We start from the raw sequence: 20,992 nt of genomic DNA on the forward strand, positions 1-20,992 counted from the left end.
TCCCTCAGGCGCCGGCGCAGTTCGGGCACACCCCGCGGTACGTGACCTCGACCGCCGACACCACGAAGCCGAAGCGCTCGGTGTCCGGCAGGTCGGCCAGCGGGTTGCCCGCCGGGTGCACGTCGCGGATCGCCCCGCACTGCGCGCACACCAGGTGCTGGTGGGGGCGGTGGGCGTTCGGGTCGTACCGCTTGGCGCGCCGGTCCGTGGAGACTTCCAGGACCTCGCCCAGGGTGACGAGCTCGCCCAGCGTGTTGTAGACGGTCGCGCGGGAGATCTCCGGCAGCCTGTCCACGGCGCGCGCGTGCACCTCGTCGGCCGTCAGGTGAACGTGGTCACCGTCGAGCACCTCGGCCACGACGCGCCGCTGTGCGGTCATGCGCCATCCGCGTCCGCGAAGTCGTTCCAGCAGGTCACTCATGCACGCCAGCCTAACAGTGAGGGGATTCGGTGTAACTCCCGAATCTGTGTCGACTTGGATGTCGGCTTGACTTAGACAAAGTCCATCGTAGGATCGGTTACGTTAGGGCGCAGGACAGGTTTGCAGCAAATTTACGCAGGAGGCGCAACGTGACGCAGGGACCGCTCACCACGGAGGCCGGAGCTCCGGTCGCCGACAACCAGAACAGCGAGACCGCCGGCATCGGCGGACCCGTTCTGGTCCAGGACCAGCTGCTGCTGGAGAAGCTCGCGCACTTCAACCGCGAGCGCATCCCGGAGCGCGTGGTGCACGCCCGTGGCGCCGGTGCGTACGGCACGTTCACGCTGACCCGTGACGTCTCGCAGTGGACCCGCGCGAAGTTCCTGTCCGAGGTCGGCAAGGAGACCGAGACCTTCCTGCGGTTCTCCACCGTCGCCGGCAACCTCGGCTCGGCCGACGCCGTGCGCGACCCCCGCGGCTGGGCGCTGAAGTTCTACACCGAAGAGGGCAACTACGACCTCGTCGGCAACAACACCCCGGTGTTCTTCATCAAGGACGCCATCAAGTTCCCCGACTTCATCCACACCCAGAAGCGCGACCCGTACACGGGCTCGCAGGAGGCGGACAACGTCTGGGACTTCTGGGGTCTGTCGCCCGAGTCCACCCACCAGGTGACCTGGCTGTTCGGTGACCGCGGCATCCCGGCGTCCTACCGCCACATGAACGGCTTCGGCTCGCACACGTTCCAGTGGAACAACGAGGCCGGCGAGGTCTTCTGGGTCAAGTACCACTTCAAGACCGACCAGGGCATCAAGAACCTCACCCAGGCCGAGGCCAACCAGCTCGCCGGTGAGGACCCCGACTCGCACCAGCGCGACCTGCGCGAGTCCATCGAGCGCGGCGAGTTCCCGTCCTGGACCGTGCAGGTCCAGATCATGCCGGCGGCCGAGGCGGCCGACTACCGCTTCAACCCGTTCGACCTCACCAAGGTGTGGCCGCACGCGGACTACCCGCTGATCGAGATCGGCAAGCTGGAGCTCAACCGCAACCCGGAGAACGTCTTCGCCGAGGTCGAGCAGTCGATCTTCTCCCCGGCGCACTTCGTCCCCGGCATCGGTCCGTCCCCGGACAAGATGCTCCAGGGCCGTCTCTTCGGCTACGGCGACGCCCACCGCTACCGCGTCGGCATCAACGCCGACCACCTGCCGGTGAACCGTCCGCACGCCACCGAGGCGCGCACCAACTCCCGCGACGGCTACCTGTACGACGGCCGCCACGCGGGCGCCAAGAACTACGAGCCGAACAGCTTCGGCGGCCCGCACCAGACGGACCGTCCGCTGTGGCAGCCGGTCGCGCTGACGGGCGGCACGGGCAACCACGCCGCGCCGGTCCACAGCGAGGACAACGACTTCGTCCAGGCGGGCAACCTCTACCGCCTGTACTCGGAGGACGAGAAGACCCGCCTGATCGAGAACCTCTCCGGCTTCATCGCCAAGGTCTCCCGCGACGACATCGTCGAGCGCGCGATCAACAACTTCCGTCAGGCGGACGGTGACTTCGGCAAGCGTCTCGAGGCTGCGGTCCAGGCCCTCCGCGCCTGATCGACGCCTTGCCGTAGCAGGCCGACGGGCCGGCGCTCCCCGAGGGGGGCGCCGGCCCGTCGGCCGTTCCTACGCGGGAACGGAGGCGGGTACGGAGGTGCGCCGCGCCGGTGCCCAGCAGCGGATGACATCGCGTACGGACACGATGCCCACCGGGCCGCCGTGCTCCAGGACGATCAGATGCCGGAAGCCGCCGTGGGCCATCGCCTCGGCGGCTTCCTGTACGGTGGCGTCCGGGGTGCAGAAGACCACGTTGTTGGTGGTGTGCGCGCCCACGGACTCCCGGTCGGGATCGTGGCCCGCGCCGATCGAGTTGAGGATGTCGCGCTCGGTCAGGATGCCGATGCCGCTGTTGTCGGGATCGAGGACGACGGCGGCGCCGACGCGCCGGCCGGACATCAGGCAGGCTGCCTGCCGCAGGGTGTGAGTGGGTCCGAGGGTGAGGATCACGGTGCTCATGGCGTCGCGGACGAGCATGAAGAGAGCCACCTCCTGGTGAGTCCCTCCGCTTGGGTGGGTGCGCACGAAGGGCCGCACTTAGAGAAGTCCTTCACAAGCGCACAAGCGGAGGAGTCTCAGATTCCCACGCCCGCGGAAAGCCAGCAAGGAGGCGTGCAAGGGGCGCTTTCGACAGGTGCGGGCGCAGGCCACCGTCACGGCGGCGTGCGCCCGTCCCCCACGCGTCAGCCGCGCGGGCGCAGCAGGTCCAGCATCTCCGCGTGCAGCAGCCCGTTGGAGGCCGCCGCGTTGCCGCCGTGCACGCCGTCCGCCCCGTCCAGAGCGGTGAAGCGGCCGCCGGCCTCCTCCACCACGACGGCCAGGGCCGCCATGTCCCACAGGCTCAGCTCGGGCTCGGCGCACAGGTCGAGCGAGCCCTCGGCGACCATCATGTACGGCCAGAAATCGCCGTAGCCCCGCGTACGCCAGCACGCGCGGGTCAGGTCCAGGAAGCCGGGCAGCCGCCCCTGCTCCTCCCAGCCGCTCAGTGAGGAGTAGGCGAAGGACGCGTCGCCGAGGGTGGCGACCTTGGAGACGCCGAGCGCGGTGGTCCCGCCGAGCGCGCCGCCCGTGAAGGCACCCCGGCCCCGCGCCGCCCACCAGCGGCGGCCCAGGGCGGGCGCGGACACCACGCCGACGACCGGGCGGAAGACGCCGTCGGCCTGCTCCTCCATGAGGGAGATCAGCGTCGCCCAGACCGGAACGCCGCGCACGTAGTTCTTCGTACCGTCGATCGGGTCCACGACCCAGCGGCGCGGGCCGTCGCCCTTGAGGCCGTACTCCTCGCCCAGGATGGCGTCGGCGGGCCGTGCGGCGGAGATCCCGGCCCGGATGATCTCCTCGGTGGCGGTGTCGGCCTCGCTCACCGGGGTCATGTCGGGCTTGGTCTCGACCTTCAGGTCGAGGGCGCGGAACCGCTCCATCGTGGCGGCGTCCGCCGCATCGGCGAGTTCGAGGGCAAGGCGCAGGTCATCGTCATACTCGGGCATGCCAGAACCCTACCGAGGCGGCCGCGGCGAAGCGGAAGGCGTCCACGGTGCGGCACGGGCACCCTTGACAGGATCTGTCGGTCCGTCAACTCTGGCGGAGACGTCGACCGGAGGCGTCGAAGGGGAGGCGACGGTGCCGACGGCCCGGGAGTCCTTGCTCGAAGCGGCGGGAGCGGCGCTCGCGGAGCGCCCGTGGCCGGCCGTGCGGATGATCGACGTGGCCGCCGCGGCCGGGGTCTCGCGGCAGACCCTCTACAACGAGTTCGCGGGCAAGACGGGTCTGGGCCACGCCCTGGTCCGGCGCGACGCGGCCTGGTACCTCGACGGGGTGGACCGGGCCCTGGCCTCCGCGGGCGCCCCGGCCGAGCGGCTGGCGGCGGTGGCGGAGTGGACCGTGCGCGCGGGCCGGGAGCGCCCCCTCGCGCGGGCCCTGCTGACCGGGTGCTGGAACGGCAACTTACCCGTCCCGGCCGGCCGTGGGGTCCGGCCGGGGCTGCCCGCCCTGGGGCCCGCCGAGCTGATCCGCGGGGTCCGCGAGCGGGCCGACGCCGTGTTCGGGGCGCAGGAGGGGGCGCAGCGGTGCGAGCTCGCCGTGCGGCTCGCGCTGTCCTACCTGATCGCCCCGGCCGAGCCGCCGGGGCCGGGCCGCGCCGGGCTGATCCGGCTGCTCAGTGGGACGAGCCCGAGAGCTGGAGCCCGATGACGCCGAGGATCACCAGCGAGATCGAGACGAGCTTGAGGGTGGTGACCAGGTCCCCGAGGAAGACCATCCCGTAGATCGCCGTACCGGCCGCTCCGATGCCGGTCCACACCGCGTAGGCCGGACCCACGTCCAGCTTCTTCAGGGCCAGCGTCAGCAGGCCGAAGCTGCCGAGCGCGAAGCACGCGAAGGCGATGGTCGGCCACAGCCGGGTGAAGCCGTGCGACAGCTTGAGGCAGACCGCGAACCCCGTTTCCAGGATCCCGGCGACCACGACCAGCAGCCACGCCATGGCGTACGCCTCCCCGCGTCATGTGACGCGCTCACGGGGCGGGCCCGAGCGTCACTTGGTGCGATTATGCATTTACCAGACATCGGGTACGGCAAACCCCGCCGGTCGATCGGCCGGCGATCTCCCGGGGATCAGTCGCCCTCGCGGCGCTCCCGCGTCTGCAGCAGCCGGCGCAGCGAATACAGCCGCGCCGGATCCGCGTGGCCGTCCTCCACCCACTTGTCGAGCGCGCAGTCCGGTTCGTCGTGGCTGCACGCGCGCGGGCACCCCTCGGTCCCCGGCACCAGCTCCGGGAAGGCCAGGATGACCCGGGACGGGTCCACGTGGTGCAGGCCGAAGGACCGTACGCCCGGGGTGTCGATGACCCAGCCGTCCCCGCCCGGCAGCGGCAGCGCGAGCGCCGAGGTGGTGGTGTGCCGGCCCCGGCCGGTCACCGAGTTGACCACGCCGGTCGCGCGCTGGCGGCCCTCGGCGACCAGTGAGTTCACCAGCGTGGTCTTGCCGACGCCCGAGTGGCCGACGAAGGCGGTGATCCGCCCGTTCAGGTGCTCGCGCACCCGGTCGGCCGCATCGCCCGTCGCCAGCTCCTCGCGGTTGGTGACCACGTAGTTCAGGCCGAAGGTCGAGTAGATCTCCAGGATCTTGTCCGCGGAGGTCAGGTCGGACTTCGTGAGCACCAGCAGCGGCTGGAGCCCGGCGTCGTACGCGGCCACCAGGCAGCGGTCGATCATGCGGGGGCGCGGCTCCGGATCGGCCAGCGCCGTCACGATGGCCAGCTGGTCGGCGTTGGCGACGACGATGCGCTCGTACGGATCGTCGTCGTCGGCCGTGCGCCGCAGGACGGACTTGCGCGCCTCGATCCGTACGATGCGGGCGAGGGTGTCCTTCTTGCCGGACAGGTCACCGACGATCCAGACCCGGTCCCCGACCACCGCCGCCTTGCGGCCCAGCTCGCGGGCCTTCATCGCGTGCACCGGACGGTCATCGACCAGGCAGGTGAGCCGGCCGCGGTCCACGGTCAGGACGAAGCCCTCGGCCGCGTCCTCGTGCTTGGGGCGGATGGTCGTACGCGGCCGGTTGCCCTTGGGGTTGGGCCGCTGGCGGATGTCGTCCTCGTCGGTGTGCTTCCCGTACCTGCGCATGGCGGGCCCTACGCTCCCACGCCTGCCGGAGCCGTTCCGGCCCGCGCGAGCATGTCCGCCCACATCTGCGGGAAGTCCGGCAGGGTCTTCGCGGTCGTCGCCACGTTCTCGATGAGCACGCCCTCGACCGCGAGGCCGATCACCGCGCCGGCCGTGGCCATCCGGTGGTCGTCGTACGTGTGGAACGTGCCGCCGTGCAGCTTGCGCGGCCGGATCCGCAGACCGTCCGCGGTCTCCGTGACATCGCCGCCCAGCCCGTTGATCTCCTTCGTGAGCGCCGCCAGCCGGTCCGTCTCGTGCATGCGCAGGTGCTGCACCCCGCGCAGCACCGACTCCGAGTCGGCCAGCGCCGCGACCGCCGCGATGCCCGGGGTGAGCTCGCCGACCTCGCCCAGGTCCACGTCGATGCCGTGGATCTTGCCGGTGCCGGTGAAGACCAGGCCCGCGTCGTTGAGCTCGCAGGAGCCGCCCATCTCCGTGAAGATCCGGCGCAGCGCGTCCCCGGGCTGCGTGGTGCGGCGCGGCCAGTCCGGGATGGTGACCGTGCCGCCGGTGATCAGGGCCGCCGCCATGAAGGGCTGCGCGTTGGAGAGGTCCGGCTCCACGACCAGGTCGCGGCCGAGCAGGGCGCCGGGAGCGACCCGCCAGACGTTCTTCTCGCCGCCGGATTCGGGGGTGTCGACCTGCGCGCCCGCCGCGCGCAGCATCTCCACCGTCATCCGGATGTGCGGCATGGACGGCAGGTTGGTGCCCACGTGCCGGACCTCGACGCCCTGGTTGAAGCGCGGGGCGGCGAGCAGCAGCGCGGAGACGAACTGCGAGGAGTTGGTGGCGTCGATCTCGACGGTCCCGCCCTCCAGGGCCCCGCCGCCCTGGACGGTCAGCGGCAGCGCCCCGCGGCCGTCGTCGTCGATGCGGGCGCCGAGCGTGCGCAGCGCCGTGATGACCTGGCCGAGGGGGCGCTCGTAGGAGCGCGGGTCGCCGTCGAAGCGGATGTCGCCGGAGGCGAGGGTGGCGACGGGCGGCAGGAAGCGCATGACCGTGCCCGCGTTGCCGACGTCGACCGTGGCCGGGCCGTGCAGCGCGGCCGGGATGACCCGCCAGGCCTCGCCGGCCTGGCCCTCGCCGCCGGAGCTGGAGGAGACCGTCTCCTCGATGCCGACGCCCAGCGCGCGCAGCGCGTCGGCCATCAGCTGGGAGTCGCGCGAACGCAGCGGGCGGCGCACCCAGCCCGGCTCGGAGGCGAGCGCGGCGAGCACGAGGGCGCGGTTGGTGACCGATTTGGACCCGGGCACGGTGACGGTGGCCTGGACGGCGGTGTCGGCGAGCGGAGCGGGCCAGAGGGCGTGGAGCGCGGGGGTCTCGGTCATGGCCACCACTTTAGTGGCTTCCCATGGCCGCAGATCTTGATCACCGGGGGAGTCTCGGCGGGCGGACACGCGTCGGTCAGAGGGCGAGCAGCCAGCGGCCGCCGCCGATGAGCGAGGACAGCGCCACCACGTGGAAGAGCAGCAGCCACACCACCGGGTGCACGTGGGTAAGCCGTCCGAGCTGGTCCGCGTCGGAGTCGGGAGCCCCGCCGCCGCGGCGCTTGGCCCCCAGCTCGAAGACCGGCCGGACGCCGCCGAGGAGCAGGAACCACACCACGGCGTACGCGAAGACCGCCTGGACGTCCGCCGGGGCCAGCCAGGAGACCAGTACGAAGGTGGCGCCGGTGGCCAGCACCGTCAGCAGCCCGTACGCGTTGCGGATCATCACCAGCACCGCCAGCAGCAGGGCCGTCGCCGCCCACAGCAGCAGGGTGATCCGGTGCGCCGAGAGCAGGGCGGCCCCGCCGAGGCCGAGCAGCGAGGGCGCCGTGTACCCGGCGGCGGCGGTGAGCACCATGCCGAGGCCGGTGGGCTTGCCGCGGCTGACGGTGACCCCGCTGGTGTCCGAGTGCAGCCGGATCCCGTCCAGGCTGCGACCCGTCAGCAGGGCCAGCAGCCCGTGGCCGCCCTCGTGCGCGATGGTGATCGCGTTGCGCGACAGCCGCCACACCGGCCGGGGACCGACCGCGACGAGCGCCACCAGCCCCGTCGTGATCACCAGCCACTGGTCGGGCGCCGCCTGTATGCCGGTGAGCCGGTCCCACAGGCCGGCCGCGGTGCTGGTGTTCATGAGGTGGCGGACTCCTTGTGGTGGCGTTCGGGTGACATGGCAGTGTGGCAGCCATGTGCGGAAGGTATGCAGCGAGTCGTGGGCCGGAGGAGCTGGCCGAGGTCTTCGGGGTGGAGCGGTGGGAGCCCGAGGAGGTGCTCGCACCCGACTGGAACGTGGCTCCGACGAAAGAGGTCCACGTCGTCCTCGACCGTCCACTGAAAGACGCTCCGAGCCCGCGTCCGGTTCGCCAGCTGAGGGTCCTGAAATGGGGGCTCGTCCCGTCCTGGGCGCAGAATCCCGACGGCGCCGCCCGGATGATCAATGCCCGGTCCGAGACCATCGCCGAGAAGCCGTCCTTCCGCGGCCCCTTCGCGCAGCGCCGCTGCATCATCCCGGCGGACGGCTACTACGAGTGGGTCACCGCCCACGACGAGCGGCAGCTCGAGGTCGAGGGCAAGAAGAAGCGGACCCGCAAGCAGCCCTACTTCGTCCTGCCCTGCGACGGCTCCGTCTTCGCCATGGCCGGGATATACGAGTTCTGGCGCGACCGGACGCTGCCCGACGACCATCCGCGCGCCTGGTGGGCGACCTGCTCGGTGATCACCGCCGAGGCCGAGACCGGCCCGCTCGGCGTCGCCCCCGCCGAGGGGCCGCGCTCGCTCGCCGACATCCACCCCCGGATGCCGCTGATGCTCACCCCGGACCGGTGGGACGCCTGGCTGGATCCGGCGCGGACCGACCCCGACGAGCTCCAGGCCCTGCTGGCCCCGCCGCCCGGCGGGCTGCTGCGCGCCTATCCGGTGTCCACGGCCGCGAGCAACGTCCGCAACAACGGGCCCGAGCTGCTGGAGGAACTGGAGGGGCCCGAGGAGGGCACGCTCTTCTGACGGACCCGGCGCCCGACTCGTGGCTCCCCGGCGACCAGGCGACCCGGTGACCCGGTGACCCGGTGACCAGGCGACCCGGCGCTCCGACCGCCCCGGCGCAGCCCCCCACGGCCGCCGCCGACCGGCATCATCGGGGCATGAGCAGCACCACGCGCGCCGCGCGCACCGAGACGGTCGACACCCCGGCGGGCGAGGCCCGCATCACCTGGCACCCGGCCCCGGCGGGCAGGGCCCGCCTGGTGCTCGCCCTGGGCCACGGAGCCGGCGGTGGCATCGAGGCCCGGGACCTCCAGGCCCTGGCCGCCGCCCTGCCCGCTCTGGGGATCACCGTGGCGCTGGCCGAGCAGCCCTGGCGGGTCGCCGGGAAGAAGGTGGCCGCGGCACCCAAGGTGCTGGACGCGGGCTGGACTGCCCTGTGGCCGGCCTTCGCGGAGCCGGGCCTGCCCGTCGTCGCGGGCGGCCGCAGCGCCGGGGCCCGGGTGGCCTGCCGGACCGCCGCGGAACTGGGCGCGGCCGGGGTGCTCGCGCTGGCCTTCCCGCTGCACCCGCCGGGCCGGCCGGAGAAGTCCCGGGCCGAGGAGCTGCTGGGCGCCGGGCGGCCGGCGCTGGTGGTGCAGGGCGGCCGCGACGCCTTCGGGCGGCCGGAGGAGTTCCCGGCGCGGGGAGCGCGCGGAGCCTCGTACGAGCTGGTGGAAGTGGAGGGCGGGGACCACGGCTTCGCCGTGCCGAAGCGGACCGGTCCCACCCAGGAGGAGGCCCTCGCGGTGATCACCGGGGCGGTGGCCGGGTGGCTCGGCAGGCTGCCGGCGTAGCGCCGGTGTGACTTTGGTCCCGAAACCCGCGCCCCGCCGGGGAATGCGCCGCAGCGGCCCTCTGTTGTCCCGGATGTCGGTACGTAAGGGAAGACGTCGGAGGAGAGGCAACGCATGACCCAGGTCATCAGCCAGAACCGTCCGCAGGCCGCTGACCTGGACTGGACAGTGCTGCCCGCGCCCAAGCGCGGCACGGTTCGAGCGGCGGGCGACCGGGATGGTCGACTATTCTCCGATTCGAGCGGGTCCGCTTTCGGGGTCGCCACGCAGTCGGAGGAGGTGGGTCCTGTCGCCGGGACCGACGAAGGCCACGCGGAGGAGACGACCCCGGAGCGCAATGCGCGCTTCGAGAGGGATGCCCTCGGCTACCTCGACCAGATGTACTCGGCCGCCCTGCGCATGACGCGCAATCCGGCCGACGCCGAGGACCTGGTCCAGGAGACGTACGCGAAGGCGTACGCGTCCTTCCACCAGTTCCGCGAGGGCACCAACCTGAAGGCGTGGCTGTACCGCATTCTGACCAACACCTTCATCAACTCGTACCGCAAGAAGCAGCGCGAGCCCCAGCGCAGTGCGGCCGAGGAGATCGAGGACTGGCAGCTCGCGCGCGCCGAGTCGCACATGTCGACGGGCCTGCGTTCCGCAGAGTCGCAGGCTCTCGATCACCTGCCCGATTCCGACGTGAAGGAAGCGCTCCAGGCCATTCCGGAGGAGTTCCGCATCGCGGTCTATCTTGCCGACGTAGAGGGCTTTGCGTACAAGGAGATCGCGGACATCATGGGTACACCCATCGGTACGGTCATGTCGCGACTGCACCGTGGCCGCCGTCAACTCCGTGGAATGCTTGAGGACTACGCCCGTGAGCGCGGGCTCGTCCCGGCCGGCGCGGGAGAGTCGAACGACCTGAAAGGCTCGGGCTCATGAGCTGCGGAGATGCGCACGAGACGGAGTGCTCCGAGGTCCTGGACCACCTTTATGAGTTCCTGGACCAGGAGATGCCCGACAGCGACTGCACGAAGTTCGAGGCGCACTTCGGCGAGTGCAATCCCTGTCTGGAGAAGTACGGCCTGGAACAAGCCGTGAAGAAGCTGGTCAAGCGCTGTTGCGGATCGGACGACGTGCCGACCGACCTGCGCTCGAAGGTGATGGGACGGATCGAGCTCATCCGTTCGGGGCAGGCCGTGCCGGACCATGACATTACGGCCGCTCCGCCCGAGCCGGCCGTCGCCGAGCCGATGCCGGGATCCGCGACGGGCTGAAAAGCCGAAACGCCGAAAAACCGGCCGGGTTCGCCGATGAAGTAGTCACCGATTGAACAATCTTGAACAGCCGCCCCCGGATGGGTACTTCCTTCACTCGAAGGTGGTAATCCGGGGGCGTCCGCATGGCGCAATGCGAAAATGTGGCCCACCTCGCTCCCGGCCCCACTTATTCTCCCCATTCGGGTACTGGTTTGATTCGTACCTGACTTGCACGGCTCAGGGGGAGGAGAGCGCCATGCGGGTACTTCCGCCGATGGCGCGCGCCTACGTCCTGTGCGCCGTCATCGCCGCCTGCGCGTGCGCCGCTCCCGCCGTCACCGGCTCCGCCACCCCATGGCCCTCCGTCGGCCTGCTCTGCGTGCTCTACCTCGGCTGCGAACTCGTCAAGGTCTGCCCGCTCATGGGCCGCCGGGTGCCCGAGGGCCTCGGCTCCTTCTTCCCGGTGGTGCTGGCCGCCGTGTTCCTCCTGCCGCCGGCCGCCGCCGCCCTCGTCGCGCTGCCCGGCGGACTCGCCGGGACCGTGACGGCACGGCCCGCCTGGGTGCGGCGCGTCTGGCACGGGGCGCAGCAGTCCATAGCCGCCTGGACCGCCGGGCAGCTCTACGGGCTGCTGGGCGGGCCCGGGGCGCTGGGCACCGGCTCCTTCGGCGGGACCGGGCCGTCGGGCCCGGACGGATCCGCGGACCCGGCCGCCTGGGTCGCCGACTTCCCGTACGTGATGTTCCCCGCCGCCGCCGCGGCCGTCGCCTTCTGCCTGGTGCTGACCGCGCTGGACGGCGGCATCCTGGCCGCCGCCGAACGCCGGCCCGCCGCCACCGCCTGGCGGGGCCTCGCGACCCGGTCCCTCGCCCCGCACTGCGTGCACGGCCTCGCCGGGCTGATGATGGCCGTCATGTGGCGCAGCCCGTACGGACTGCCGGCCGCGCTGCTCGTCATGCTGCCGATGTACATCTCCTGCTGGGTCTTCGCCCAGTACCACCGCGAGCGCGCCGCCCACCAGGCCACCATCCGTGCGCTGGTCCAGGCCGTCGACATCAAGGACCGCTACACCCGCGGCCACAGCGAGCGGGTCGGACAGGCCTCGGCGATGATCGCCCGCGAGCTCGGCATGGGAGAGGAACGCCTCGAAGTCGTCCGCATCGCCGGGATCCTGCACGACGTGGGCAAGCTCGGCGTCCCGACCCGACTGCTGCGCAAGGACGGACCGCTGACCCCCGAAGAGCGCAGGATCATCGAACTCCACCCCGAGTACGGACACGAGATGGTGCGCGGCATCGGCTTCCTCGGGGATGCCCGGGCGGCGATCCTGCACCACCACGAGCGGGTGGACGGCTCCGGCTACCCCTACGGGCTGACCGGGGAACAGATCCCGGTGCTGGCCCGGGTCGTGGCGGTCGCCGACGCCTTCGACGCGATGACCTCGACCCGGTCGTACAGCAGGGCCCGGCCGGTGCCGGTGGCCCTGGCCGAGCTGGAACGGTGCGCGGGGGCCCAGTTCGACCCGGAGATGGTGACGGCGCTGGTCGACGCGATCGGCCGCCAGGGCTGGCATCCGAAGGTGACCTCGGACGACGACCTCCAGGTGATCCCGGCCGGAGGCGCGCAGACCCCCGCCGCCGCCGGGGCCAAGGGGGCCGAAGGGGCTGAGGTGGCTGAGGCGGCCGTACGGGAGGCCGTGCCCGCCGGCGCGGCGCTGACCGGGCTGCCCGCCCAGGCCGCCCCGGGCGGAACCCCGGCCCAGGCCCGCGGGACCGGGAGCACGCCCCCGGCCACCGGGGCCGGGGACCACTGCCACTGCGTGCCGGGGTCCGCCGCCGAGCCGGGAGAGGCCGCCGGGGAGGCGCCGGGAGCCCCCGGCTCCCCGTCCGCCCCCGCGGCGGGAGCGAACGCGTGAGGGGCTGGGCCGTCGCCGTCGTGCGCGGGGCCGCCGGCGCGCTGACCGTGGCCGCGCTCGGGCACACCGTGTGGAACGGCCTGACCGAGCCGGCCAACGCCCTCGCCTTCGCCACCCTGATCACCATCGGCGAGCTCGCCCGCCGGGACAGCGGCGACGCCGCCCGCCAGCAGCCCGCGCCGCTCGGATCCGCCGGGGCGCTCGCGTACGGCCTGCTCGGGCAGAACGCCGGAGCCTCCACCCACCACGGGGTCCTGCAGATCGTCGCCGTGGTCGTCGCGGCCGCGCTCCTCGGGATCGTCCCGCACATCGCCCGGGGCCGCGGACCCGCCCTGGACCACCTGGCCCGCCGCGTCCTCACCGTCACCTTCGCCGCCGTCTGCTTCCAGCCGCTCTACAACTCCGGGCGGCTGGAGCAATGGGTCGGCCAGGGCCCGTACCTCGTGCTCTTCCTCGTCCTCGTCCTCGGGCTCACGGCCCTGTGCGACGCCGTCCTCGGCGCCGCCCTCGCCGGGGCCCGCACCGGCTGGCCGTTCGCCCCGCTGCTGCGCGACGAGCTGCGCGCCCAGCTGGGCATCGGCTCCGCGATCTGCGCCACGGGCGTGGTCATGGCCCTCGGCGTCGCCGTCGCCGGCCTGTGGGCGGTGCCCGTCTTCAGCGTGCCGCTGCTCCTGACCCAGATGTCCTTCCACCGGATCACAGCGATCCGCACCACCTACCGCCAGACCATCACCTCCCTCGCCCGCGCCACCGAGATCGCCGGTTACACCCGGCCCGGCCACTCCCGGCGGGTCGCCGCCCTCAGCTGCGCCGTGGGGCGGGAGCTGGGCCTCTCGGAGCGCGAGCTCAGGGTGCTGGAGTACGCCGCCCTCATGCACGACATCGGGCAGCTCTCCCTCGTCGACCCGGTCCCGGCCGGGGCCACCGCCGAGCTGCCCGAGGCCGAGGCCCGCCGGATCGCCGGGCTCGGCGGGGAGGTGGCCCGCCAGACGGGCGTCCCGGCCGAGGTCGCGGTGGTGGTGGAGCTGCAGGCGGCCCCGTACCGCGAGCAGCCCGTCGCCGCCCGGATCGTGCGCGCGGTCAACGCGTACGACGACCTCGTCGGCGGTGCCCGTCACCCGGGCGGCTCATTGGAGGCCCTGGAGCGGCTGCGCCTGGGGACCGGGCACGATTACCAGCCGGAAGTCGTGGAGTGTCTCGCCAGGGTGCTCGCCCGGGGCGGACGTGCCAGAGTCGTACCCGTCCCGCCTGGGTAACCCATGGGTAATGAGCGGCCGTCCGAGTGGGCATGGTTGGATGCCAGTGAGAGTGTTTCCAGCAGGAGCGTTCGCAGCAGGAGTGTCCCGAGCAAGAGTGTCCGGCAGGCGGGAATCGTGAGGATCTTCGGGAAGGTACGGCATCGGCCCTCCGCTTCGTGGCGGCAGGCCACCGACCGCGCGTTCACCCTGATCGGCGACGGTCGGTACGAGGACGCGGGCGCGCTCCTGACCAGAGCGGCGGACCTGGAACCCTGGCTGTCCGAGTCCTGGTTCAACCTGGCGCTGCTCCACAAGTTCCGCCACGACTGGGAGCAGGCGCGGGCGGCCGGGCTGCGTGCCGTGGCCCTGCTCGACCGGGAGACCGGCGCCCCGGACTGGTGGAACGTGGGCATCGCCGCCACGGCGCTGCAGGACTGGCCGCTGGCCCGCCGCGCATGGCAGGCGTACGGGCTGAAGGTGCCCGGAGACCCGCACGGCGCGGGCGGCGGCTCCCACGCCAACGGCGAACCGGTCGGCATGGAGCTCGGGAGCGCGGCCGTACGGCTGTCGCCCGAGGGCGAGGCCGAGGTGGTCTGGGGCCGCCGGCTGGACCCGGCCCGCATGGAGGTCCTGTCGATCCCGCTGCCCTCCTCGGGGCGGCGCTGGGGCGAGGTCGTCCTGCACGACGGGGTCCCGCACGGCGAGCGCGTCACCGCGGCCGGGCCCTCGTACCCCGTGTTCGACGAGATCGAGCTGTGGGCGCCCTCCCCGGTGCCGACCTGGGTGGTGCTCCTGGAAGCGGCCACCGAGGCCGACCGCAACGCCCTGGAGCAGCTGGCCTCGGACGCCGGCTTCGCCGCCGAGGACTGGTCCTCGTCGGTGCGGCTGCTGTGCCGGACCTGCTCGGAGAGCGCGATGCCGAGCGGCGAGGGGGACGGCGAGCAGCTGGACCCCCACGACCACAGCGAACCGGGCCACCCCGGCCCGCTGGGGCACCGTACGACCGGCTCCGGATCCCTGTGGGTGCCCGAGCGGGAGTGCGGGATCGCGGCGCCCGCCGGCCTGGTGCGCGGGCTGCTCGACGGATGGGTCGCGGACAGCCCGGACAGCCGGGAGTGGCGGGATCTCGAAGAAGTCTGCTGAGCCGGGGCCGTAGGCTGTACCGGCACATCGGTGACTGGTGGACTTACGGAAGGCGTACGGCGGACATGGCGCAGCAGGAGAACGACGTTGTCGAGGTCGAGGTAGCGAACGACGGGTACGTCGTGGACACCGAGGACTGTGAGGCGCGCGAGCTCGCCCACCGCGAGCGCGGCACCGCCCGCCCCATCACGGTGGTCGGCAACCCGGTCCTGCACCGGGAGTGCAAGGACGTCACCGAGTTCGGCGACGAGCTGGCGCAGCTGATCGACGACATGTTCGCCAGCCAGAAGGCCGCCGAGGGCGTGGGCCTCGCCGCGAACCAGATCGGCGTCGACGCCAAGGTCTTCGTCTACGACTGCCCGGACGACGACGGCAACCGCCACACCGGCGTGGTGATCAACCCGAAGCTCGTCGAGCTGCCGGCCGGCGCCCGAATCCTGGACGACTCGAACGAGGGCTGCCTGTCGGTCCCGACCGCCTACGCCTCGCTGGCCCGCCCGGACTACGCAGAGGTGACCGGCCAGGACGCGCAGGGCAACCCGATCAAGGTGCGGGGCACCGGCTACTTCGCGCGCTGCCTCCAGCACGAGACCGACCACCTGTACGGCTACCTGTACATCGACCGGCTCTCGAAGCGGGACCGCAAGGACGCGCTGCGGCAGATGGAAGAGGGCACCGCGCGCTACGAGACCGTTCCGAACGCGTAGCCCCGGCTCCCGGCTCCCGGCTCCCGTACGCGAAAGGCGCCCCGCTCCGGACCGGAGCGGGGCGCCTTTCGCTTGGGTGGCGGGGCACTAGTCCCAGCCGATGTCGCTCCGGCGCGTCATGAGAGCCCCCTGTGTTGCCCGGGTGTTGTTCGAACCTCCAAATCCTACCGAGAACGATCAAGGTGGGGGAGTTCTCTACCGTGTGGGCCGCCGGTCGGCCGTCAGGCCGCGGCCGGGCCCCGGAAGGTGCGCCGGAAGGCGTTCGGGGTGGTGCTCAGCGTCCGCAGGAAGTGGTGGCGCAGGGCCGCCGCGGTGCCGAACCCGCAGCGTCCCGCGATCGCGTCCACCGTCTCGTCGGTGGCCTCCAGCAGCTCCTGCGCCAGCAGGACCCGCTGGCGCAGCACCCACTGGTACGGAGTGGTCCCCGTCTCCTGGAGGAAGCGGCGGGCGAAGGTCCGCGCGGACATGTGGGCCCGCTCCGCGAGCTGCTCGACCGTGATCTCCTCCTCCAGGTGGCGGGCCATCCAGCCGATCACCTCGCCCACCGTGTCGCAGGAGGTGCGCGGCAGCGGACGCTGGATGTACTGGGCCTGCCCGCCGTCGCGGTGCGGCGGTACGACCATCCGCCGGGCGATGGTGTTGGCCACCTCGGAGCCCTGCTCCTGCCGCACGAGGTGCAGGCACGCGTCGATCCCGGAGGCGGTGCCCGCCGAGGTGATCACCGGGCCCTCGTCCACGTAGAGCACGTCCGCGTCGACCCGGGCCCGCGGGAAGCGGCGCGCCAGCGCCGGGGCGTGCATCCAGTGCGTGGTGCAGCGCCGGTCGTCCAGCAGCCCGGCCGCGCCCAGCATGAAGGCCCCGCTGCACACGCTCAGCACCCGCGCGCCGCGGTCCACGGCCCGCCGCAGGGAGTCCAGGAGGGGCTCCGGGTACACGCGGGTGGGGGCCTCGCGGTCGGCGGGCAGGCAGATCAGGTCCGCCTCCTCCAGCCGCTCGGGTCCGTGGGGGAGCGTGAGGCGGTAGTGGCCGTCGCCCACGGTGATGGGGTTCTCCTCCATCGCGCAGACGGCGAAATCGTAGGTCGGCAGGCCCATGGCGCTGCGGTCGACCCCGAAGACCTCGCAGAAGATGCCCATCTCGAAGGGGGTGACCCCGTTCACCACGGCCACGGCCACGTTGCGGAGGGGGGAAGGCTTCAGCATGCGTCCAGTGTGCCAGGAAATCGTGGCAGTAATTCGCTCTTCCATGAGAGTCCTGCCACTGTCGGGCTTCGGCCGCCCTGGCGAGAGTGGAGTCATGAACACATTCCTCGCCTACCTCGCAGTCCTCGCCGTCGCCGCCCTCCTCCTGGCCCCCGCCCTCTACGGAGCCGCACGCGACCGCCGCATCGACCGGCAGATCCGCGCGGCCGCCGAGCATCGCCGGCGGGAACAGCGCAGAGCCCCCGCCCGGAGTCCTGGTCACCCAGGTCCCTCTCCCCACGGGCGGGGGCGCAGGCATCACATGAAGGCCGCTTAGAAGTCCTCGTCCAGGTCGACCGTGCCCTCGACCGCGACCTGGTAGGCCGACGGGCGGCGCTCGAAGAAGTTCGTCAGTTCCTGGACGCCCTGGAGCTCCATGAAGGAGAACGGGTTCTGCGAGCCGTAGACCGGCGGGAAGCCGAGGCGGACCAGGCGCTGGTCCGCGACGCACTCCAGGTACTCGCGCATCGACTCGGTGTTCATGCCCGGCAGGCCGTCACCGCACAGGTCGTGGCCGAACTGCAGCTCGGCCGCGACGGCCTCCCGCAGCATGTCGGTGACCTGCTGCTGGAGCGCGTCGTCGAAGAGCTCCGGCTCCTCCTTGCGGACCGTGTCGATCACCTCGAAGGCGAAGCTCATGTGGGCGCTCTCGTCCCGGAACACCCAGTTGGTGCCCGTCGCCAGGCCGTGCAGCAGGCCGCGCGAGCGGAACCAGTACACGTACGCGAACGCCCCGTAGAAGAACAGGCCCTCGATGCACGCGGCGAAGCAGATCAGGTTCAGCAGGAAGCGGCGGCGGTCGGCGGCCGTCTCCAGGCGGTCGATCTTCTCGACCCCCTCTCCATCGAGTGCAGCCATCCAGCGGAAGCAGAACTGCGCCTTCTCGCGGATCGAGGGGATCTCCTCGACCGCGTCGAAGGCGGCCGCGCGGTCGTCCGGGTCGGGCAGGTAGGTGTCGAGCAGCGTCAGGTAGAACTGGACGTGCACGGCCTCCTCGAAGAGCTGGCGCGACAGGTACAGGCGCGCCTCCGGGGAGTTGATGTGCTTGTACAGGGTCAGCACGAGGTTGTTCGAGACGATCGAGTCGCCCGTCGCGAAGAACGCGACCAGGCGGCCGATCATGTGCTGCTCGGAGGGCGTCAGCTTCGCGAGGTCCGCGACGTCCGAGTGGAGGTCGACCTCCTCGACGGTCCAGGTGTTCTTGATCGCGTCCCGGTAGCGCTCGTAGAAGTCCGGGTAGCGCATCGGGCGGAGGGTGAGCTCGAAGCCCGGGTCCAGGAGGTTCTTCTGGTCGTTGGAGCTCATTACTGGCAGGCCTCGCAGGACTCGGGGTTCTCAAGGGAGCAGGCCAGCGCGTCGGCGTCGACGGCCTGCGGGAGCGGGGTGGCGGCCGCCGGGACCGTGCTGCCGGAGGCGGCGCGGGCGATCTTCGTCGCGGGGCGGGAACGCAGGTAGTACGTGGTCTTCAGGCCCTGCTTCCAGGCGTACGCGTACATCGAGCTGAGCTTGCCGATGGTGGGCGTCTCCAGGAACAGGTTCAGCGACTGCGACTGGTCCAGGAACGGCGTACGGGCCGCCGCCATGTCGATCAGGCCGCGCTGCGGGATCTCCCACGCCGTGCGGTACAGGTCGCGCACCTCCGCCGGGATCCAGCCGAAGCCCTGGACCGAGCCGGAGGATTCGCGCAGCGCCTCGCGGGTCTGGGCGTCCCAGACGCCGAGCCGCTTGAGCTCCTGCACCAGGTAGCCGTTGACCTGGAGGAACTCCCCGCTCAGGGTCTCGCGCTTGAAGAGGTTGGAGACCTGCGGCTCGATGCACTCGTAGACGCCCGCGATGGAGGCGATGGTCGCCGTCGGGGCGATGGCGAGGAGCAGTGAGTTGCGCATGCCGGTCTTCGCGACCCGGGCGCGCAGCGCGTCCCAGCGCTCCGGCCAGTTCAGCTCGACGTCGTAGTGGTCGGGGTGCAGCACACCGCGGGCGGTGCGGGTCTGCTCCCACGCGGGGAGCGGGCCGCTGCGCTCGGCCAGGTCGCACGAGGCCTCGTACGCCGCGAGCATGATGCGCTCGGAGAGCTTCGTGGACAGGGCCTTCGCCTCGGGGGAGTCGAAGGGCAGCTTCAGCTGGAAGAAGACGTCCTGGAGGCCCATCGCGCCCAGGCCCACCGGGCGCCAGCGGGCGTTGGAGCGGCCGGCCTGATCGGTCGGGTAGAAGTTGATGTCCACGACGCGGTCGAGGAAGGTGACCGCGGTGCGGACGGTCTCGTCCAGGCGCTCCCAGTCGATCTCCCGACCGTCCGCCGTGTCGACGACGAAGGCGCCGAGGTTGACCGAGCCCAGGTTGCAGACGGCCGTCTCGCCGTCGTTGGTGACCTCGATGATCTCGGTGCAGAGGTTCGAGGAGTGGACGACGGTGCCCGGCTCGGCGGTCTGGTTCGCCGTGCGGTTGGAGGCGTCCTTGAAGGTCATCCAGCCCTGGCCGGTCTGCGCGAGGGTGCGCATCATCCGGCCGTACAGGTCGCGGGCGGGCATGGACTTGCGGGCCAGGCCCGACTCCTCGGCCTTGCGGTAGGCGGCGTCGAACTCGTCGCCCCACAGGTCGACCAGCTCGGGGACGTCGGCCGGGGAGAACAGCGACCAGTCGGCGTCGGCGTTCACGCGGCGCATGAACTCGTCCGGCACCCAGTGGGCCAGGTTCAGGTTGTGCGTGCGGCGCTGGTCCTCGCCGGTGTTGTCGCGGAGCTCCAGGAACTCCTCGATGTCCGCGTGCCAGGTCTCCAGGTAGACGGCGGCGGCGCCCTTGCGGCGGCCGCCCTGGTTCACGGCGGCGACGGAGGCGTCGAGGGTCTTCAGGAACGGAACGATGCCGTTGGAGTGGCCGTTCGTACCGCGGATCAGCGAACCGCGGGCGCGGATGCGGGAGTACGAGAGGCCGATGCCGCCGGCGTGCTTGGAGAGGCGCGCGATCTGGTGGTAGCGGTCGTAGATCGAGTCGAGCTCGTCCAGCGGGGAGTCCAGCAGGTAGCAGGAGGACATCTGCGGGTGCCGGGTGCCGGAGTTGAAGAGGGTGGGGGAGGAGGGCAGGTAGTCGAGGCGGCTCATCAGCCGGTAGAGCGAGGCCACTTCCTCGACGGCCTGGACCGATCCGTTCTCGGCGAGACCGCAGGCCACGCGCAGCATGAAGAACTGCGGGGTCTCGATGACCTGGCGGGTGATCGGGTGCCGCAGCAGGTAGCGGCTGTGCAGGGTGCGCAGGCCGAAGAAGCCGAAGCGGTCGTCGGCGCCCTCGGCGAGCGCGTGCTCGACCAGCGCGTCGAGCCGCTTCGCGTGCAGGCGTACGAAGTCGGCGGTGCGGTCGGCGATGAGCCCCTCGCGGTGGCCCACCTCGACGGAGCCGGAGAAGGAGGTCGCGCCCTGGCCGGCGGCCTCGTCGCGCACGGCCAGCGTCAGCAGGCGGGCGGCGAGGCGGGAGTACGCCGGGTCCTCGGAGATGAGCCCGGCGGCCCCCTCGGTGGCGAGCGTACGGAGCTCCGCCTCGTCGGCGGCGGCGCTGCGGCCGCGCAGCGCGGCGGCGGCGACCTTGCCGGGGTCGGTGTCGGGCAGGTCGGCGGTCAGCTCGGTGAGCGTGCGCAGGAGCGCGGCCCCCGGACCCTCATAGGCGGACGGGTCGGACTCGGCGCGCGGTGCGGAAGGCGCGATGGTCACGGGGGGAGCTCTCCCTCGCTCGGCTCCGGGAACACCGTTGGTGCGGGGCGCGAGGGGGCGCACGTGGGGGAGCGCGTGCCTGGCAGGGCAGTGCGCGTGTGCCACGTGGCGTCCACCGGCCCAACCGCGAGGCCCGGACGTGTCTGCACCCGGTTCGGTCGAGCCGGGCGCACTGTCGACAGGTCCTCGGACTTGCGGATGCACCGACCGGATCGGTGCATGTCATACCGTTGCGGGACAGTTCCGGATTCTCACCGGATTCCCCTGCGACGACAGCGAGCATGAGCATACATGTGGGGGCCGGTGCTCGTGGTAGCCCCCA

Annotated in this window: 20 protein-coding genes, 1 pseudogene and 1 riboswitch; of the genes and pseudogenes, 11 read left to right on the forward strand and 10 right to left on the reverse strand. The window is 72.0% G+C overall.

Features of this window, described 5'->3' with window-relative positions:
• Positions 1–4: 4 nt before the first annotated feature.
• Positions 5–421: a Fur family transcriptional regulator gene (locus tag ACFWBW_RS26275; RefSeq protein ID WP_243336077.1), complete on the reverse strand. Its 417-nt coding sequence runs from the start codon at positions 419–421 to the stop codon at positions 5–7.
• A 149-nt stretch (positions 422–570) separates the two neighbouring features.
• Here ACFWBW_RS26275 and ACFWBW_RS26280 point away from each other — a divergent pair, with 149 nt between their 5' ends.
• Complete coding sequence (locus ACFWBW_RS26280) at positions 571–2,022, forward strand: catalase (RefSeq protein ID WP_385376925.1); 1,452 nt, start codon at positions 571–573, stop codon at positions 2,020–2,022.
• 69 nt (positions 2,023–2,091) lie between these two features.
• Here ACFWBW_RS26280 and ACFWBW_RS26285 read toward each other — a convergent pair whose 3' ends face one another.
• Positions 2,092–2,499 carry a cyclic nucleotide-binding/CBS domain-containing protein gene (locus ACFWBW_RS26285; protein WP_385376927.1) on the reverse strand — a complete coding sequence of 136 codons (408 nt, stop codon included), beginning with the start codon at positions 2,497–2,499 and terminating at the stop codon, positions 2,092–2,094.
• A gap of 206 nt (positions 2,500–2,705) precedes the next feature.
• Positions 2,706–3,509, reverse strand: coding sequence for a histidinol-phosphatase (hisN, locus tag ACFWBW_RS26290; RefSeq protein WP_385376930.1), 804 nt, complete (start codon positions 3,507–3,509; stop codon positions 2,706–2,708).
• A 133-nt stretch (positions 3,510–3,642) separates the two neighbouring features.
• Here hisN and ACFWBW_RS26295 point away from each other — a divergent pair, with 133 nt between their 5' ends.
• A complete protein-coding gene (locus tag ACFWBW_RS26295; protein WP_385376933.1) occupies positions 3,643–4,212 on the forward strand; it encodes a TetR/AcrR family transcriptional regulator in 570 nt (189 codons plus the stop codon).
• On the opposite strand, the gene ACFWBW_RS26300 is transcribed toward ACFWBW_RS26295, so the two are convergent.
• The 4 genes from ACFWBW_RS26300 to ACFWBW_RS26315 all read right to left on the reverse strand — a co-directional run bounded on the left by ACFWBW_RS26300 (position 4,178) and on the right by ACFWBW_RS26315 (position 7,803).
• Positions 4,178–4,501, reverse strand: a complete 324-nt coding sequence (locus tag ACFWBW_RS26300; protein WP_385376936.1) for a DMT family transporter — start codon at positions 4,499–4,501, stop codon at positions 4,178–4,180. The two genes, ACFWBW_RS26295 and ACFWBW_RS26300, sit on opposite strands and share 35 nt — an antisense overlap.
• Before the next feature lie 131 nt (positions 4,502–4,632).
• Positions 4,633–5,643 carry a ribosome small subunit-dependent GTPase A gene (gene rsgA / locus ACFWBW_RS26305; RefSeq protein ID WP_385376939.1) on the reverse strand — a complete coding sequence of 337 codons (1,011 nt, stop codon included), beginning with the start codon at positions 5,641–5,643 and terminating at the stop codon, positions 4,633–4,635.
• A gap of 8 nt (positions 5,644–5,651) precedes the next feature.
• On the reverse strand, positions 5,652–7,013 hold the full coding sequence (gene aroA, locus ACFWBW_RS26310; RefSeq protein ID WP_385376942.1) for a 3-phosphoshikimate 1-carboxyvinyltransferase: 1,362 nt from the start codon (positions 7,011–7,013) through the stop codon (positions 5,652–5,654).
• A 76-nt stretch (positions 7,014–7,089) separates the two neighbouring features.
• Positions 7,090–7,803, reverse strand: coding sequence for a M50 family metallopeptidase (locus ACFWBW_RS26315; RefSeq protein WP_385376944.1), 714 nt, complete (start codon positions 7,801–7,803; stop codon positions 7,090–7,092).
• Between the two features lie 53 nt (positions 7,804–7,856).
• Between ACFWBW_RS26315 and ACFWBW_RS26320 the strand changes: the two genes are divergently transcribed.
• From ACFWBW_RS26320 to def, 8 genes and pseudogenes are all read left to right on the forward strand, one after another.
• A complete protein-coding gene (locus tag ACFWBW_RS26320; protein WP_385376947.1) occupies positions 7,857–8,672 on the forward strand; it encodes an SOS response-associated peptidase in 816 nt (271 codons plus the stop codon).
• Positions 8,673–8,809: 137 nt separating this feature from the next.
• Complete coding sequence (locus tag ACFWBW_RS26325; RefSeq protein WP_385376950.1) at positions 8,810–9,484, forward strand: alpha/beta family hydrolase; 675 nt, start codon at positions 8,810–8,812, stop codon at positions 9,482–9,484.
• A gap of 279 nt (positions 9,485–9,763) precedes the next feature.
• Positions 9,764–10,408, forward strand: coding sequence for a sigma-70 family RNA polymerase sigma factor (locus ACFWBW_RS26330; RefSeq protein WP_008741505.1), 645 nt, complete (start codon positions 9,764–9,766; stop codon positions 10,406–10,408).
• Positions 10,405–10,743 carry a mycothiol system anti-sigma-R factor gene (rsrA, locus tag ACFWBW_RS26335; RefSeq protein WP_385376952.1) on the forward strand — a complete coding sequence of 113 codons (339 nt, stop codon included), beginning with the start codon at positions 10,405–10,407 and terminating at the stop codon, positions 10,741–10,743. The genes ACFWBW_RS26330 and rsrA overlap by 4 nt, the downstream gene beginning before the upstream one ends.
• Before the next feature lie 238 nt (positions 10,744–10,981).
• Positions 10,982–12,388 (forward strand): annotated as a pseudogene (locus ACFWBW_RS26340) (HD-GYP domain-containing protein); the annotation flags it as partial.
• 248 nt (positions 12,389–12,636) lie between these two features.
• Positions 12,637–13,896 carry an HD-GYP domain-containing protein gene (locus tag ACFWBW_RS26345; protein WP_385376955.1) on the forward strand — a complete coding sequence of 420 codons (1,260 nt, stop codon included), beginning with the start codon at positions 12,637–12,639 and terminating at the stop codon, positions 13,894–13,896.
• Between the two features lie 117 nt (positions 13,897–14,013).
• Positions 14,014–15,021: a tetratricopeptide repeat protein gene (locus ACFWBW_RS26350; protein WP_385376958.1), complete on the forward strand. Its 1,008-nt coding sequence runs from the start codon at positions 14,014–14,016 to the stop codon at positions 15,019–15,021.
• Positions 15,022–15,086: 65 nt separating this feature from the next.
• The gene (gene def, locus ACFWBW_RS26355; protein ID WP_385376960.1) at positions 15,087–15,728 is read left to right on the forward strand and encodes a peptide deformylase; all 642 of its coding nucleotides are present in this window, start codon (positions 15,087–15,089) and stop codon (positions 15,726–15,728) included.
• 221 nt (positions 15,729–15,949) lie between these two features.
• On the opposite strand, the gene ACFWBW_RS26360 is transcribed toward def, so the two are convergent.
• Positions 15,950–16,930, reverse strand: coding sequence for a helix-turn-helix domain-containing protein (locus tag ACFWBW_RS26360; RefSeq protein WP_385376963.1), 981 nt, complete (start codon positions 16,928–16,930; stop codon positions 15,950–15,952).
• A gap of 94 nt (positions 16,931–17,024) precedes the next feature.
• On the opposite strand from ACFWBW_RS26360, the gene ACFWBW_RS26365 reads away from it, so the two are divergent.
• On the forward strand, positions 17,025–17,246 hold the full coding sequence (locus ACFWBW_RS26365; protein ID WP_385376967.1) for a hypothetical protein: 222 nt from the start codon (positions 17,025–17,027) through the stop codon (positions 17,244–17,246).
• Here ACFWBW_RS26365 and ACFWBW_RS26370 read toward each other — a convergent pair.
• Both ACFWBW_RS26370 and ACFWBW_RS26375 read right to left on the reverse strand, forming a co-directional pair.
• Complete coding sequence (locus ACFWBW_RS26370; protein ID WP_385376969.1) at positions 17,243–18,274, reverse strand: ribonucleotide-diphosphate reductase subunit beta; 1,032 nt, start codon at positions 18,272–18,274, stop codon at positions 17,243–17,245. The two genes, ACFWBW_RS26365 and ACFWBW_RS26370, sit on opposite strands and share 4 nt — an antisense overlap.
• On the reverse strand, positions 18,274–20,670 hold the full coding sequence (locus tag ACFWBW_RS26375) for a ribonucleoside-diphosphate reductase subunit alpha (RefSeq protein ID WP_385376972.1): 2,397 nt from the start codon (positions 20,668–20,670) through the stop codon (positions 18,274–18,276). The genes ACFWBW_RS26370 and ACFWBW_RS26375 overlap by 1 nt, the downstream gene beginning before the upstream one ends.
• A 181-nt stretch (positions 20,671–20,851) precedes the next feature.
• A riboswitch (cobalamin riboswitch) is annotated at positions 20,852–20,934 on the reverse strand.
• Positions 20,935–20,992: the final 58 nt, after the last annotated feature.

Origin of the sequence: Streptomyces sp. NPDC059957 (assembly GCF_042730015.1) — a bacterium.
Lineage (GTDB): Bacteria > Actinomycetota > Actinomycetes > Streptomycetales > Streptomycetaceae > Streptomyces.

Bases quoted from the DNA above. Each gene is read 5' to 3' on its own strand.
- ACFWBW_RS26275 (WP_243336077.1), bottom strand. From the start codon at position 421: ATGAGTGACCTGCTGGAACGACTTCGCGGACGCGGATGGCGCATGACC.
- ACFWBW_RS26285 (WP_385376927.1), bottom strand. From the start codon at position 2,499: ATGCTCGTCCGCGACGCCATGAGCACCGTGATCCTCACCCTCGGACCC.
- ACFWBW_RS26325 (WP_385376950.1), top strand. From the start codon at position 8,810: ATGAGCAGCACCACGCGCGCCGCGCGCACCGAGACGGTCGACACCCCG.
- ACFWBW_RS26315 (WP_385376944.1), bottom strand. From the start codon at position 7,803: ATGAACACCAGCACCGCGGCCGGCCTGTGGGACCGGCTCACCGGCATA.
- aroA (WP_385376942.1), bottom strand. From the start codon at position 7,013: ATGACCGAGACCCCCGCGCTCCACGCCCTCTGGCCCGCTCCGCTCGCC.
- rsrA (WP_385376952.1), top strand. From the start codon at position 10,405: ATGAGCTGCGGAGATGCGCACGAGACGGAGTGCTCCGAGGTCCTGGAC.
- rsgA (WP_385376939.1), bottom strand. From the start codon at position 5,643: ATGCGCAGGTACGGGAAGCACACCGACGAGGACGACATCCGCCAGCGG.
- ACFWBW_RS26320 (WP_385376947.1), top strand. From the start codon at position 7,857: ATGTGCGGAAGGTATGCAGCGAGTCGTGGGCCGGAGGAGCTGGCCGAG.
- ACFWBW_RS26370 (WP_385376969.1), bottom strand. From the start codon at position 18,274: ATGAGCTCCAACGACCAGAAGAACCTCCTGGACCCGGGCTTCGAGCTC.
- ACFWBW_RS26300 (WP_385376936.1), bottom strand. From the start codon at position 4,501: ATGGCGTGGCTGCTGGTCGTGGTCGCCGGGATCCTGGAAACGGGGTTC.
- hisN (WP_385376930.1), bottom strand. From the start codon at position 3,509: ATGCCCGAGTATGACGATGACCTGCGCCTTGCCCTCGAACTCGCCGAT.
- ACFWBW_RS26365 (WP_385376967.1), top strand. From the start codon at position 17,025: ATGAACACATTCCTCGCCTACCTCGCAGTCCTCGCCGTCGCCGCCCTC.
- def (WP_385376960.1), top strand. From the start codon at position 15,087: ATGGCGCAGCAGGAGAACGACGTTGTCGAGGTCGAGGTAGCGAACGAC.
- ACFWBW_RS26360 (WP_385376963.1), bottom strand. From the start codon at position 16,930: ATGCTGAAGCCTTCCCCCCTCCGCAACGTGGCCGTGGCCGTGGTGAAC.